Origin of the sequence: Alkalinema sp. FACHB-956 (assembly GCF_014697025.1) — a bacterium.
Lineage (GTDB): Bacteria > Cyanobacteriota > Cyanobacteriia > Leptolyngbyales > Leptolyngbyaceae > Alkalinema.
The window spans coordinates 1-13,062 of record NZ_JACJRC010000009.1 but is presented as its reverse complement, the minus strand read 5'-3'; the positions used below and the strand labels follow the sequence as shown (position 1 = coordinate 13,062).

The 13,062-nt window shown below is 50.6% G+C and carries 10 protein-coding genes; 4 read left to right on the top strand and 6 right to left on the bottom strand.

Annotated features, from left to right (window positions below):
* Complete coding sequence (locus H6G21_RS11770) at positions 1-621, top strand: lysozyme inhibitor LprI family protein (protein ID WP_190573608.1); 621 nt, start codon at positions 1-3, stop codon at positions 619-621.
* 22 nt (positions 622-643) lie between these two features.
* Here the strand turns inward: H6G21_RS11770 and H6G21_RS11765 are convergent, their stop codons facing one another.
* From H6G21_RS11765 to H6G21_RS11750, 4 genes are all read right to left on the bottom strand, one after another.
* Positions 644-2,389 carry an NAD+ synthase gene (locus H6G21_RS11765; protein WP_190573607.1) on the bottom strand — a complete coding sequence of 582 codons (1,746 nt, stop codon included), beginning with the start codon at positions 2,387-2,389 and terminating at the stop codon, positions 644-646.
* A gap of 153 nt (positions 2,390-2,542) precedes the next feature.
* Complete coding sequence (locus H6G21_RS11760) at positions 2,543-3,301, bottom strand: NUDIX domain-containing protein (protein ID WP_190573760.1); 759 nt, start codon at positions 3,299-3,301, stop codon at positions 2,543-2,545.
* Between the two features lie 125 nt (positions 3,302-3,426).
* Positions 3,427-4,038: a nicotinate-nucleotide adenylyltransferase gene (locus H6G21_RS11755; protein WP_190573606.1), complete on the bottom strand. Its 612-nt coding sequence runs from the start codon at positions 4,036-4,038 to the stop codon at positions 3,427-3,429.
* 245 nt (positions 4,039-4,283) lie between these two features.
* On the bottom strand, positions 4,284-5,651 hold the full coding sequence (locus H6G21_RS11750) for a nicotinate phosphoribosyltransferase (protein WP_190573605.1): 1,368 nt from the start codon (positions 5,649-5,651) through the stop codon (positions 4,284-4,286).
* Between the two features lie 764 nt (positions 5,652-6,415).
* Here H6G21_RS11750 and H6G21_RS11745 point away from each other — a divergent pair.
* Complete coding sequence (locus H6G21_RS11745; RefSeq protein ID WP_190573604.1) at positions 6,416-6,568, top strand: hypothetical protein; 153 nt, start codon at positions 6,416-6,418, stop codon at positions 6,566-6,568.
* Positions 6,569-6,999: 431 nt separating this feature from the next.
* Here H6G21_RS11745 and H6G21_RS11740 read toward each other — a convergent pair whose 3' ends face one another.
* Together H6G21_RS11740 and H6G21_RS11735 are read right to left on the bottom strand one after the other, a co-directional pair.
* Positions 7,000-8,373: a DNA double-strand break repair nuclease NurA gene (locus tag H6G21_RS11740; protein ID WP_190573603.1), complete on the bottom strand. Its 1,374-nt coding sequence runs from the start codon at positions 8,371-8,373 to the stop codon at positions 7,000-7,002.
* Between the two features lie 179 nt (positions 8,374-8,552).
* Positions 8,553-10,460: a PBP1A family penicillin-binding protein gene (locus tag H6G21_RS11735; RefSeq protein ID WP_190573602.1), complete on the bottom strand. Its 1,908-nt coding sequence runs from the start codon at positions 10,458-10,460 to the stop codon at positions 8,553-8,555.
* Between the two features lie 434 nt (positions 10,461-10,894).
* Here H6G21_RS11735 and H6G21_RS26020 point away from each other — a divergent pair, with 434 nt between their 5' ends.
* Positions 10,895-11,020 carry a hypothetical protein gene (locus H6G21_RS26020; RefSeq protein WP_277875283.1) on the top strand — a complete coding sequence of 42 codons (126 nt, stop codon included), beginning with the start codon at positions 10,895-10,897 and terminating at the stop codon, positions 11,018-11,020.
* On the top strand, positions 11,017-12,219 hold the full coding sequence (gene tyrS / locus H6G21_RS11730) for a tyrosine--tRNA ligase (protein ID WP_190573601.1): 1,203 nt from the start codon (positions 11,017-11,019) through the stop codon (positions 12,217-12,219). The genes H6G21_RS26020 and tyrS overlap by 4 nt, the downstream gene beginning before the upstream one ends.
* The last annotated feature ends 843 nt before the right edge of the window (positions 12,220-13,062 follow it).

The following is a 13,062-nucleotide window of genomic DNA, read 5'->3' as shown; positions in this document are numbered from 1 at the left end:
ATGGTGAATGACGATCGTGCCTTTGTCAGGTTTATCTCAGGAATTACCCTCGTTTTGAGTGTGGCGACTTGCGCCCAACCCGCGCACTCGGACGACCATGCAAGCGTTGGTATTCCAGCCCTCAATTGCCCGGATGATGGCCAAATCTCCTTGAATCGCTGTGCTGTCTATTGGTCAAAAACCACGGATTTTCTGAAAACCCAGGTGTATCAGGACGAGATGCCCCTTCTCCCGCAACCGCATCGATCGAAATTTGCACTCGCTGAAAGCCATTGGCGGCAATATCGTCAGATGCATTGTGACGCAGTGATTGAACCCTTTGCGGGGGCTTCCATGGCACCGATGCTCTATCACCGTTGTTTAGCAACCGTGACCAACGATCGCATTGCTGACCTCCAAGGGCTTGCCCCAGCTTCAGAACCCTCGGAAGATACTCCAATGCAGTCCCTCATCGCAGAACTCAAGCAGGATCAGGTGCAGCGCATTTGGAATCGCTATCAAGCGGAATACTGCCAATTTGAAGCCCAGTCTTTCCGCCAATTACCGCGCAGTCAATCCTGCATCCCTCGGTTAAACCAAGCTCGTCTGCGGCATCTCAAGGCCATGATGGAGAGTCGTTAAGTGCTGGCTAGTATCGATAGCGCTATGAAGTCGGGTTCACCACCTGACCAGTAGGGAGCCAGCGTTGGGCGATCGGCATGCGCCAACCGGTACCAAAGGCCCGATCGGTAATCTTGAGTCCCGGTGCGGCCTGTCGGCGTTTGAATTCGGCAATTTTAACCAGGCGGGCAATTTTCTGAACCACTGCGCGATCGAAACCGGTGGCGATAATTTGTTCAGCGGATTCATGGTTTTCCACCAACCTCGCCAGAATGTCATCCAGCACATCGTAGGGCGGTAGCGAATCCTGATCGACCTGTCCTGGCTTCAGTTCTGCACTAGGGGGTTTCGTCAGAATGTGGGTGGGAATAATTTCAGGGCCGATCGTAGCGGGTAAGTTAGCAGGAATTTGGCCTTGTTTTACCTGTTGATTTAACCATTCGCATAGGGAATACACCCGTGTTTTTGGAACATCCGCGATCGCGGCTAAGCCCCCATTCATATCACCGTAGAGCGTACAATACCCCACCGCCATTTCAGACTTGTTCCCGGTTGAAATCAACAGGTAGCCAAACTTATTCGCCACCCCCATCAGCAAAGTGCCACGAATCCGAGATTGAATGTTTTCCTCCGCTACCCCAAACTCTGTTCCGGTAAAGATTTCCGCTAGGGATCGATCGAAGGCTGCCATTGCATCCCCGATTGGAATCGTTTGGGTTTTAATACCCAAGTTATGGGCCAGATCCAATGCATCGGTAATGGAGTGATCGGAACTGTAGGGCGACGGCATCAGAATTCCCAGGACATTATCCGCCCCCAAAGCTGCCGCCGCGATCGCCGCCACTAACGCCGAATCAATCCCCCCGCTCAAGCCTAAAACCGCCTTGCTAAAGCCACATTTCCGGGCATAGTCCCGCACCCCCAGCACCAAAGCTGGCCAGATTTCTGCATCCGCTGAGGTCGGTAATGCCGTTGGACTGGCAGGAATTTGGGAGCTGAGGGTCTGCGTAGCTGCATCGTATTCCAATAGCAATAAATCGGGGGCAAAACATTGGGCACGACTGACCAGACTGCCATCCCGATTGACCGCAAAGCTGCCGCCATCAAAAATCAAGTCATCATTTGCACCCACTTGATTGGCATACACGATCGCCTGATTAAACCGTTGGGCAGTGTGTTGCAGCATCCGTTCCCGAATCCGTTGCTTGCCGATGCTGTAGGGCGAGGCCGACAGGTTCACCGTAAACGCCACTTGCAGGTCCGCTAAATCCGCGATCGGGTTATCCGAGTAATTCCGCTTGCCCCAGAATTCTTCGTCATTCCACAGATCTTCGCAAACCGTTAGACCAATATGGATATCATCTAGATAAAAATGGTTGGGTTGATTGCCCGGTTCAAAATAGCGATCTTCATCAAAAACGTCATAGGTCGGTAACAGCCGCTTATGGAAGACTTGTTTAATCTGAGCGTTATCTAACAAAGCCACGGAATTAAACAACGGTTTACCGCCTTGCTGACTGGCTTGGGGATTGGGTTCTACAGTACCGACTAACGCGGCCAATCCGTTGGGCAGTTGCTGGGCGATCGTGGTCAATGTGTCCGATAACTCCGCGATAAAACTGGGATTGAGTAATAAATCCCGTGGGGGATAGCCACAGAGCGACAATTCCGGCGTCAGCAGTAACCTTGCACCTTGGGTTGCGGCTTGCTGGGCCGCTTGCACGATCGCTTGGGCATTTCCGGCCAGATCTCCGACGGTGGGGTTCAGTTGTGCGATCGCAATTTTCATAATGCTCCGGGAAGTAAGGGGAATTTGAATCTATTTTGTCCAGTTCCCCCTTGATTACGAGGGGGAGGGGAGATCTCCACATGGTGATCTCAACCCACATTGGGATCTACTGATTTTTGTTAAATACTAATTCTTGCTAAATGCTGATTGTTGTTAAATAAAAATCAGGGGTTTATCTTTAAAGGGGGCAAACGCTGCACTATCGAAGCGGTATAAACTGGCGGGACGTCCGGCTCCTCGAGAGGTTTTGATGCCCGTATCCGAGAGGAATCCTAGCTTAAGTAACCGCGATCGGAAATTGGAATAGTCAGAAAAATTTTCACCTAAAATCGTAGTATAGAATTGGTAGAGATCACCTAGCGTAAACAGTTCTGGCAATACGTCAAAGGCCACCGGACTATATTCCAACTTATTCTTCAAGCGACAATGACCATAGTCCACAATGCGATGGTGATCAAACGCTAGGGAAGGCAACTGGTCTACGGGATACCAAGCAATTCCACTAACGCCATCGGCAATCAGTTCCGCTTCGGCATAGCGCACAAGGGCGAAATAGCTCACAGACAAATACCGCACACCATAACTTGCCTCAGCCTCCCTGGGATCTCGGTGGGGGCCTCCAAAGGTATAGAGTTGTTCTAGGTAGAGATTTTGGACGCGAATTTTTTCCGCCAGAATGCGATAGGCTGCTTTTTCTAGCGATTCACCTTCCCGCACCAGCGTTCCCGGCAAGCTCCAATAGCCTGCGAAGGGCTGATCTTGACGCATCACTAACAGCACAAATAATCGATGCAGGTCAGTGTCTACGGAAAAAATCACGTTATCAACCCCAACCCGAAAATCCGCTAAGGGTTCCCCCTTCCGGGAAGTCCAGCGACCCGACGATCGCGCAGCCCGCTGGGTCGATCGCACCGTTGATTTCTCACTAGCTGGCTTGTCGCGGATTAATGGGTCATTCGCGAATTGCTCGCTCGCTAATGGTTCACTCACGAGTGGTTCACTTGCTAATGGCTGCTCACCCGCTAATTGCTCACTCACTAATTTGCCACTGGCTGCTGAAGTGCTAGGGGCTTTTGAGTTTCGTCCGGCCATTCGTACAGTTGCTCCTGTTGGATATAGGATTGGATACTGGGAGGCACGCTATCGGCTTGGGGGTAGGTGCGATAAGCGGTTGATGAGACATCAGGAGTTTCCAGATCTGCAATTTCTACCGTCGTGCCCAGTTGCCTCAGCTGTTCGATCGCTTGGGGTTCCAAGGCATACCCAGACCGAGGAATCACCACGAGATGCACCTGCGAGAGAAGCTGCTGAGCTTGGTACCAGGTCGGGATCTGCGGCACGATATCCGCCCCGATCGTCAGGGTAAATTCACCCTCCGGCCAGTACTCCTTTGCCTTGGCAAGGGTAAACAGGGTTCTCGGATAACTCAGCTCAGGGTAGACCCGCACCTGTGTAGCTGGCAACTGCAATTCCTGAACCAGCAATTGCATCATCCGAGTTCGGTGGTATAGCTCTACCTGCTTTGCTTTAAACGGATTATCCGAAGCCCACACGGCAACATGATCAAACCGTTGCACTAACCAACGCAAAATTGCTAGGTGTCCAAAGGTAGGTGGGTCTGCACTAGTACCAAATAGAGCAATTTTCATGGGAATGCTTCAAGGACAAATAGTAATACAGATGAGAGGGCAGATTAGAAGATGAATTAGAAGATATAGATTGAAAGATCGTTTTGAAAACTATATGGAACAGACGAATGCGAGGCAATCACGATTCATTCCATAGAACTCTAAGAGATCAGTTCAACAATTCCTAGAGAAGCAATTTATCCATCGGGCTTAACATTCTAACCAATCTGATTATTGTATTGCACGAGTGACTGTTAATTTCTGGGTTAAGCGGGACTTGCATGAGTCGCTTGGAGACGATTTTGGGTTTGACTCAGTAAATGCTGCAATGCTTCTGACAGTTGGGGAATGACAGGGCTGGGCTGCTGAATCTGACGAACTTCTGGCGGGAGGCTTGTCATCGATCGAGCGGTTGTTTCTGCAATCTCTGCTAATGACTTGACTGGCTGTAACCGTTCTCCCTGCTTCATAACCGGTTGCAAGAGCGGGACTTCTCCAGACAGTGGTGCTTCCGTGATTAAACCCAGGCGATCGTGGTGGATTAATCCATGTTCGTAGGAACGGAAAATTTGTTTGCGACCTGGATAGGTCATCTTGCCAGCGGATTCTTTCATCACGGGAATGCCGTCGATGTCCACCAGCTTATACACGCCATTCACTGGAGCTCCAGTCACCAATTGCGTGCCAATGCCATAACCGTCAATGCACGCACCTGCGGCTTGCAATTCTGTAATCCGAAATTCATCCAAGTCCCCACTGGCAAAGATATTGACCGTCGGCAGCAGTTCCCGTACCTTTTGGGATAGGGTAACTAAATCACCGGAATCAATCCGCACGCCCGATAGACTTATATCATGGTTAGCAATGCGATCGCGCAAGGCTTCTGCGGCATGAATCACATCGTAGGTGTCAATCAAAAGAGGAGCATTGGGAAAATAACGGTGAAAGGCTGAAAAGGCTTCCTGCTCACTGCCTTCGATCGCCCCCAATGCCATCACTAACGCATGGGCCATGGTTCCCACTGGCTTCTGTCCCATTTTCATGGCCGCTAGCACATTCGAGGTTGCATCAAATCCTGCGGCGATAGCGGCTCGGGCAGCCCACAGAGCCGCCTGGGGACTAAACGCGCGGCGGGTCCCAAACTCCAGTAAATGCGCCTCTGGCCCTGCCGCATCCCGAATTCGGGTCGATCGACTGGCAATTAAGGTTTGATAATTAATCACATTCAGCAAATAGGTTTCCACCAGTTGCGCTTGCCAGAGGGGGGCTTCCACCCGTAATAACGGTTCATTGGCAAAGACTGCTGTTCCTTCTGGCACCGCCCAGATCTCCCCCGTAAATTTGGCACTTTCCAACAGTTGCCAAAACCGATCGGGTGCATGGTCAAAAATCCCCGTTTGCTGAAGCGCTGCAATGTGTTGGGGAGTGAACTGGAGCGATTCCAAATAGGCTAATGCTTCCTCTAAGCCCATGGCAATTAAGTAGCCAAATCCCGCTGGCAACCGCCGCACAAACAGTTCAAAGCTCGCGGTGCGCTGATCAAGCCCCTCCCCCACATAGCAAGCTGCCATCGTCAGTTGATATAAATCAGTTAGGAGACTGGTGTCCTCCGATCGCATTTCTAAAACTGGCATAATATTGCTCTCTTTAGGATCATGATATTCAAGACTGCTTTCAAGGCTGCATGGCAACTGCATTAAACAGAACTGAATTGAACAGAACTGTCTTCAAACGGCATCCCAGCAGTGTGCTAGATGGGTTCAGAGTGGGAGCACCCTCGGGAGCACCCTCCTTACTTTCTATTTATAGTTAATATCACCAAAACTGTCAAGGAGGATTTTTGAGGATCTGGTGAAGTTGCTAGAGAACCCTTGGGAGGAGCATCTTTGCTTATTTAACCTGTCATCCTAGTATTTTCGCCTAGGTCAGCACCCAGATTACTCCAGGGTAGGGACAAGTCGTAGACGCAAAAGCAAGCGGAGTCTAAGGGGGCGATCGCGCCATAATTTTGGTGTGATCTATCAAAACAGACTGAAGACCTCATTGAGCTAGGAGCTTGTAGCCGTGCCTAGGGGATCGGATATCAAGAATCACAACGAATTCCCCAAACCCCAATCGATCGGTTTAAACTATGAGGTAAGTCAACAGACCACAACATGTTGATTGTATCGATCGATTTCATTACAAACAGCAACAATCCACATTGCGAAGTATTTCACTTCACAACGTACTTTGAAAAAGCTTAAAAAATCACGTTCTTCGCGAACGAATCGGGGGAGGTGTCCTGATAATTAGCAGAATCATCTAGCAATCTCGATCGGGTGTTTCAACTCGATGGTTTTGCAATCTTCTAACTGTCATTGTTACTGTTCACTCTTTACTGTCGTTGAGGTTTGCTATGGGCATCTCTAAAATGTTCGCTAACGTGATTAGTTTTATGTCCGATGCGCTCAGTCGTGTGTTTGGCCTGAATGATGATGATTATCCTGCAACGGGGGTACAACCCTATAGTGGAGATAGCAACGACGATTCCCACGCTTCAAATTGGTAGCGTAAATGTTACAAGTTACCGCGACTGACTTCGGTAAAGTAACTACATTGGTAAAGTAACTACATTGGTAAAGCAACTACATTGGTAAAGCAACTACATCGGTAAAGTGATTACAAAAGCCTAGAAACAACTAGGGTAAGCGAGATCGAATGGTTGAGACTGCGATCGCCTTATACCAAATTGATTTATCAATGCTACAGATCCGATCCCCCCCTAGCCCCCCTTAAAAAGGGGGGAATTTAGTCAAATTCTTTCAAAGTCCCCCTTTTTAAGGGGGATTTAGGGGGATCGTCATGGGTTGCAATCACAGGTTGATTTGGTATTACCCTAGCTTTGTTGATCTGCAATTTTATTGATCTGCAATTTCAAGCATTAATGGGACTGCGGTCTTGCTTCAGAATCATACGGTCTTACTTCAGGATCAATGGAGGCTAGGCAATACTGCCCCGTTTGCGGGCTTCCTTATAGGACGTTCCCACGTTACGCAGCCCTGCTTTAATCATTTGCTGCTCTAACAACGCAAAAAAACGCGATCGATCGCCCCCACGCACCACCGCCTGATTGTGGGCTTCGGCCAGCGCCACCGGATAGCCATAGCCCTTTTGTACTTGGGTGAGCACCAAACTCAACGCCGTATTGAGCATTTCAGGCTCGATCGCCACCCATTCCGGCACTTCCACCCGTGCCACCTCACTGCCCACATGCAGGTAACAAAAATAAATGCCTTGGTCTCCATAGAAGTCCTGAATTCGCGCAGAACTACGCCACAGGGGACTGCGCTGCCCCGGTTCCAATAGCTGCGACCACAGGGCGACATCCCGCACCGGATCAAGCACTTGGCAGGGCAATTTATCCGGCAACTGGCTGCAATGGTTTAAACAATCCGGCGTCTGGTAGGGACAGGTTTGTAACCGTAGGAAATTCAGCGCTTCGCCACTGCGGGAGGCACTGACATAACCCACCAGCGGAATCTTCAGCGATCGCAACTGCTGCCATGCCTGCAAAATCGGTTGCAGAATGCGATCGCGTGCTTCCGTGGGTAAGGGTTCCAAAAACCAGTAAATTAACGACCCGTCCACGAGTGCGATCGTCGGCACTTGCAGACTCGATGGGACTTTGGGACTTTGGGACTCGATGGGACTCGATGGCTGGCTTGGCTGAGCTTCCAGCGGTTTTGGGTGAGATAGGGCATCTAAGCTAGCGCCCTCAATGGCATTCAACAGAGAAAGCTGATGGTTGTCTACATCACCCGTCACCCGATCGATCTCGCCCCAATCATCCATCTGCATTGAGGCGGGATGCACGATCGCCTGGGCCAATTCCGCCAATACCTGGGTCTCGGAAACTGTGCGACAATAGCCCATCCACTCCTCTGTGCGAATGCCCCACTGCCGGGAAACGTAGAGATCTTCGGGACGATAAAAGACTTCCGGCAAGCTATCTAGTAAGGGCTGTTTTCCCTGGCCGTAATACAAAATAATTCGGCCAATGTTAATCAGATAGCAATAGGCAATTTCATGGTGGCTGGGGGAAATTTGGGAACCATCCGTGGCAATCACCGTGTGGGCCGACGGGGCGATCGCAATTTCCTGCCGAGTCTCCAAGGGTTCGATCGGCACGGCGGCGGTAAAAACTAAGCGATCGTGCCATTGGGCCTGCCGTTCCACCAATTCCGTTTGGCAGAGTTGCGCTTGCTCCATCAATATCTTGGCATAGTCCAACTTCTGCCGCAGCGCCGTAGACTCCGTGACGAGATGTTGGCTGATGCCCTGCATTTGCCGCGCAAGTTGATTAAAGTCCAGCATGGCTCAACACCCTCCCCACCCAGTAACTTGAGGACAGACTGCCCAAAAGAAGTACATTAGTTTTGCTGGATTAAGCCTAACATTAACCTTCGCTCTCCTTCACCTGCTGGGTCAGGATGTCAGCAAGACGGTTCTCCCCGGCAAAACGGTTCTCCCATGGGAAATGCTGGGTAAAAACGCTAAGGCCGGGGAAAATCCGAAGGCGGTCTAAAGCGTTCCACAGGCAGATCCTTCACCGCTTGGGCCATAAAGTCCCGCCAAATCGGGGCGACAAACGTTCCCCCGGTCGCTCCATACCCCAAGGGTGAATAGTCATCATTCCCAACCCAAACGGCGGTGGAAAGCTGCGGGACATAACCAACAAACCAGATATCCCGTTCCGATGAGGTGGTTCCTGTTTTACCCGCCGCTGGACGGCCAATGTTGGCCGAAGTGGCAGTCCCTCGGGTAATCACCCCTTGCAACACGTCATTTACCGCTGCCGCTGACCAGGAATCCAGCACTAAGCGGGGTTTCGGGCGGTTGTCTAACACGATCGCCCCTCGACTATCCGTCGCCTGCGCAATTAACGTCGGATCAGCATACCAACCGTTGCTAGCAAAGGTCGCGTAGGCATTGGCCATTTCCAGTGGGGTGATATCCACTGAGCCGAGGGGCAGGGAAATCACCGGATCGATCGGACTTTTAATCCCAATGCTGCGGCAGATTTCCACCACCTTATTTAACCCCACCTCTTGGCCAAGGCGCACCGCCGGGATGTTGCGGGACACTTCCAGCGCTCGCCGAATGCTGATCGCCCCGGAGAAGGTGCGATCGTAGTTCTGGGGATAGTACATGTCATAGCCATCGGGATAGCCAACGGGGGTATCCATCACCGTAGAATCTGGTGCATATTTCCCACTGGCGAAGGCCGCGTAGTACACAAAGGGCTTGAACGAAGATCCCGGTTGGCGCAGCGCTTGGGTGGCTCGGTTGTATTGACTCTTCTTGTAGTCCACACCGCCGACCATCGCCTTCACGTAATGAGTCCGGGGATCGACCGAAACCAACGCCATTTGATCGGCATAGACTCCGCTGCCATTCAGGTTTTGAATTCCTCGCCGCACCGTTTCTTCGGCAATCCGTTGCAACTTAGTATCGATCGTTGCTTGGATCCGAAGTCCTCCCTTGAGGATCATATCTCGGCCAAATTTTTTCGTGAGTTCTTGGACGATCGCCTCGGTTACGTAGGGAATTTCGCTGCGTTGGAAGGAGGTAATTTTGCCAAGCTTAATGGAATAATTACGCGCTTCCTTTTCTTCCGCTTCCGTAATCCACTGGAGATCCTTCATCCGTTGCAACACGATGTGTTGTCGCCGCGTCGCCGCCTTCATATCCAGAAAGGGGCTCAGCGCTTCAGGAGCCTGAATCAGTCCCGCCATCATCGCCGATTCTGCCAGATTCAACTCCGAGGCTGATTTCCCAAAGTAACTCCGGGCTGCGGTTTCTGCACCATAGGTGTTATGACCCCAATAGACCTGATTGAGGTACATTTCAAAAATTTGATCTTTAGAGAACACCTGTTCAATCCGCAATGCCAGCACTGCTTCCGCAACTTTCCGACTAAAGGCCCGCTGCGGCGAGAGAAACAGGTTCTTCACCAACTGCATCGTCAGGGTTGATCCCCCTTCCACGGTTTCGCCCTTGGAAAAATTGGCCTTCAGTGCCCGACCCACGGAACTGGGATTAACCCCTTTATGGGTGAAAAAATAGCTATCTTCGATCGCCAGCACGGCCCGCTTCAAGTGAGGCGAAAAATGGTTGAGTGGCATGACCTCTCGGTTAGCTTCTCCGTGCAAGCTGGCCAAGGGTTTGCCTTTGATATCGTAGATGTGGGTGGTTTCGCTGGGGGTATAGTTCCGCAGCACCCGGACATCGGGCAAATTGCGAAAACTGATTGCGAGTCCGACCAGCCCACCCGCAATCACAGAACTGGTTAGCATGGTAATGCCCAACAACGTGGCACCCGTAACCTTGGTGACTGCTCCCAGAAATTGGAAGGGGGAATCACTGTTTTGGGGTTGGCTGGGAAAGGTGTTGGACGACACGATGGTTTCTCTCTTAGCAATGTCGGGTTGAACAAGCGGCTACACGCTGGCTAGATGCGCTGATCGCTAATGATTGCGCCAATAATTGCGCTGGTGGCTAAGTCATCTCGCTGGTGGCTAACTCCGATGGTTAGTGGCATTCAGGCAGGGGAGCTCAGCACAGGGACAGTTTAGGTGGGGTGACAGTAGGATAGACGAAGGTGGAAGGCTCGGCACAGTTTTTTACGGGGAACACAGGGTGGATCGGCCTTTGGGTGAGGGTCGATCGCAGGGCCGTTCACTGTCCCAAATGGTAATCGCCCCCTTCGTCTGCCCCCTCGTCTCATCATGATTGGTTGACCCGTTGTGCGTTTACCAGGTGGGTTGGTTCTCACAGCTTGCACTGACTAGCTTTCACGAAAGCTTGCACTAATTATAGTAGGCTGGCTAAGGGAATGCAGTCAGGCGGTTATTCGCTCGGCAGACACCTGCGAGCCATGGGTCAGCAGTCCGCCTACTACTCCGCCTACTCCATGGGTTTAGAACTATACAGCGTTTACTTTCGATCGGAACGGCTATGACCGACTTTGCTTGGCTTCATCGTGGCACCAGTGAAATTTTTCCTTCGCAACCGGACTCCACAAATCCGGATGAGAATTTAGAACAGCGCCTTTTGCAGAGCGATCGGCCTTTGCGAATCAAGCTAGGCATCGATCCGACGGGATCAGATATTCACCTAGGACATAGCATTCCGGTGCGCAAACTGCGGGCGTTTCAGGACGCGGGCCATACCGCAGTGCTGATTATTGGGGACTTTACGGCGCGCATCGGGGATCCGACGGGCAAATCAGAGGTGCGGAAGCAGTTGACGGAAGCGGATGTCGCGGCCAATGCCAAGACATACCTGGATCAAGTGCGACCAATTCTCGATTTTGATACCCCCGGTCGCTTAGAAATTCGTTACAACTCTGAATGGTTATCAGGGTTGGATCTGAGCAAGATTTTAGAACTGCTGGGCACGATGACCGTCGGTCAAATGTTAGCCAAGGAAGGCTTTTCCGAACGCTACGAAAAGGGGAATCCGATTTTTCTCCATGAATTTCTCTATCCGTTGATGCAGGGGTTTGACTCTGTGGCGGTGCAGGCGGATGTGGAACTGGGCGGGACGGATCAGAAGTTCAATATTGCTGTGGGTCGGGATTTGCAACGGCATTTTGGGCAGCGACCTCAGTTTGGTTTGCTGATGCCAATTTTGTTGGGCACGGATGGCGTCCAGAAGATGTCGAAATCCCTCAACAACTACGTGGCCCTGACGGAAGATGCGTTAACCATGTACTCCAAGCTGGAAAAGACGCCCGATAGTTTGTTGGCAAACTATTTCACGTTGCTGACCAAGCTCGATCGCTCAACCTTGCCGGACAATCCCCGCGAGCAACAGAAATTGCTGGCCTTGGACGTGGTGAGTCAGTACCACGGGGCAGCAGCGGCGGAACAGGCGCAGCGGGATGCGGCCAATTTGGTCGGGGGCAGTACCCAGGCGGAATCGGTGCCGGAATTTTCCTTGGCGGCGATTGAATTTCCGGTGAAGTTGTTTTACTTGACCAGTGCGGCGGGGCTGTGCAAAAGCAGTTCCGATGCCCGTCGGCAAATCCAAGGGGGGGGCGTCAAGCTGAGTGGGGAAAAGGCCAGCGACCCCAACCTGAGCTTCGACAGCGCAGCGGAATTGTATGGCCAGGTATTGCAATTCGGTAAAAACAAATTCGTCCGCTTTGTGCCTTAGCTTTGAGCCTGAAATTGGCCTTTTAAATGGGTCACCCAATAGCGATTGTAAACTTCCTACAGGGAAACTTGTTAGGCAGGGCGCGATCGCTGGGCTAGGCCAAAATCAATCAATGCTTGATTTTGGCCTAGCATGTTTATTTATGCCTCAGTATTCGATCAAAATTAGATCCAAACCATATAGATCCAAAGAGCAAAAATTTGAATTGTGGGCAAAACCACGATAGAACCAACTAAGCCCTACCAGGCTGCTTCTCCAGCATTACACAAAGAGAAGCATGAATTTGGAAGTATAAATTGCAATTGAATTTTGCGCAATGTACGAAATATTGGGTAAGTTATATCCGTGTATCCGTAAAAATAGCTATAAAGAAGGTAATAAAATTACATTCATATCATGTAGATAGCACTCTGAAAAGAATCGTCGATCAATCACTATCACCCGTATAAGGGTGATAGTGAGTACGTGTCCACCTCCACAAAGTAGACATTTCTCTAGAAATCAGATCGATTGAGTGATCGTAGTCACCTGAACACCATAAATTGTCTTATAAAGAATTTTAAGGATCATACAATCGAGATATTTGGTTCAGGGAAAACTAATGAAGGAGACATTCACCCGAAGGGGGACTCGTTGGATCATGAGTTCGGGTCTATTGCTAGCTTTAGCAGGGATCGGTTATTGGAGCTATTTGCAGTTGAGATCCAAGTCTACAGGTAACTACTCAGGCTTAAAAAAATAGAGAGTTTTTACAAGAATCCAGAAAAAGCAGTTAATTTAGCATTCTATTAGGGACTAGAGATTGAATCTGTGAGTAAACCTGCGCTTCAACCCATCCAGCTC

Excerpts from the sequence above, each read along its gene's own strand:
- H6G21_RS11770 (WP_190573608.1), top strand. The coding sequence starts at position 1 with ATGGTGAATGACGATCGTGCCTTTGTCAGGTTTATCTCAGGAATTACC.
- H6G21_RS11765 (WP_190573607.1), bottom strand. The coding sequence starts at position 2,389 with ATGAAAATTGCGATCGCACAACTGAACCCCACCGTCGGAGATCTGGCC.
- H6G21_RS11755 (WP_190573606.1), bottom strand. The coding sequence starts at position 4,038 with ATGAAAATTGCTCTATTTGGTACTAGTGCAGACCCACCTACCTTTGGA.
- H6G21_RS11750 (WP_190573605.1), bottom strand. The coding sequence starts at position 5,651 with ATGCCAGTTTTAGAAATGCGATCGGAGGACACCAGTCTCCTAACTGAT.
- H6G21_RS11745 (WP_190573604.1), top strand. The coding sequence starts at position 6,416 with ATGGGCATCTCTAAAATGTTCGCTAACGTGATTAGTTTTATGTCCGAT.
- H6G21_RS11740 (WP_190573603.1), bottom strand. The coding sequence starts at position 8,373 with ATGCTGGACTTTAATCAACTTGCGCGGCAAATGCAGGGCATCAGCCAA.
- H6G21_RS26020 (WP_277875283.1), top strand. The coding sequence starts at position 10,895 with ATGCAGTCAGGCGGTTATTCGCTCGGCAGACACCTGCGAGCCATGGGT.
- tyrS (WP_190573601.1), top strand. The coding sequence starts at position 11,017 with ATGACCGACTTTGCTTGGCTTCATCGTGGCACCAGTGAAATTTTTCCT.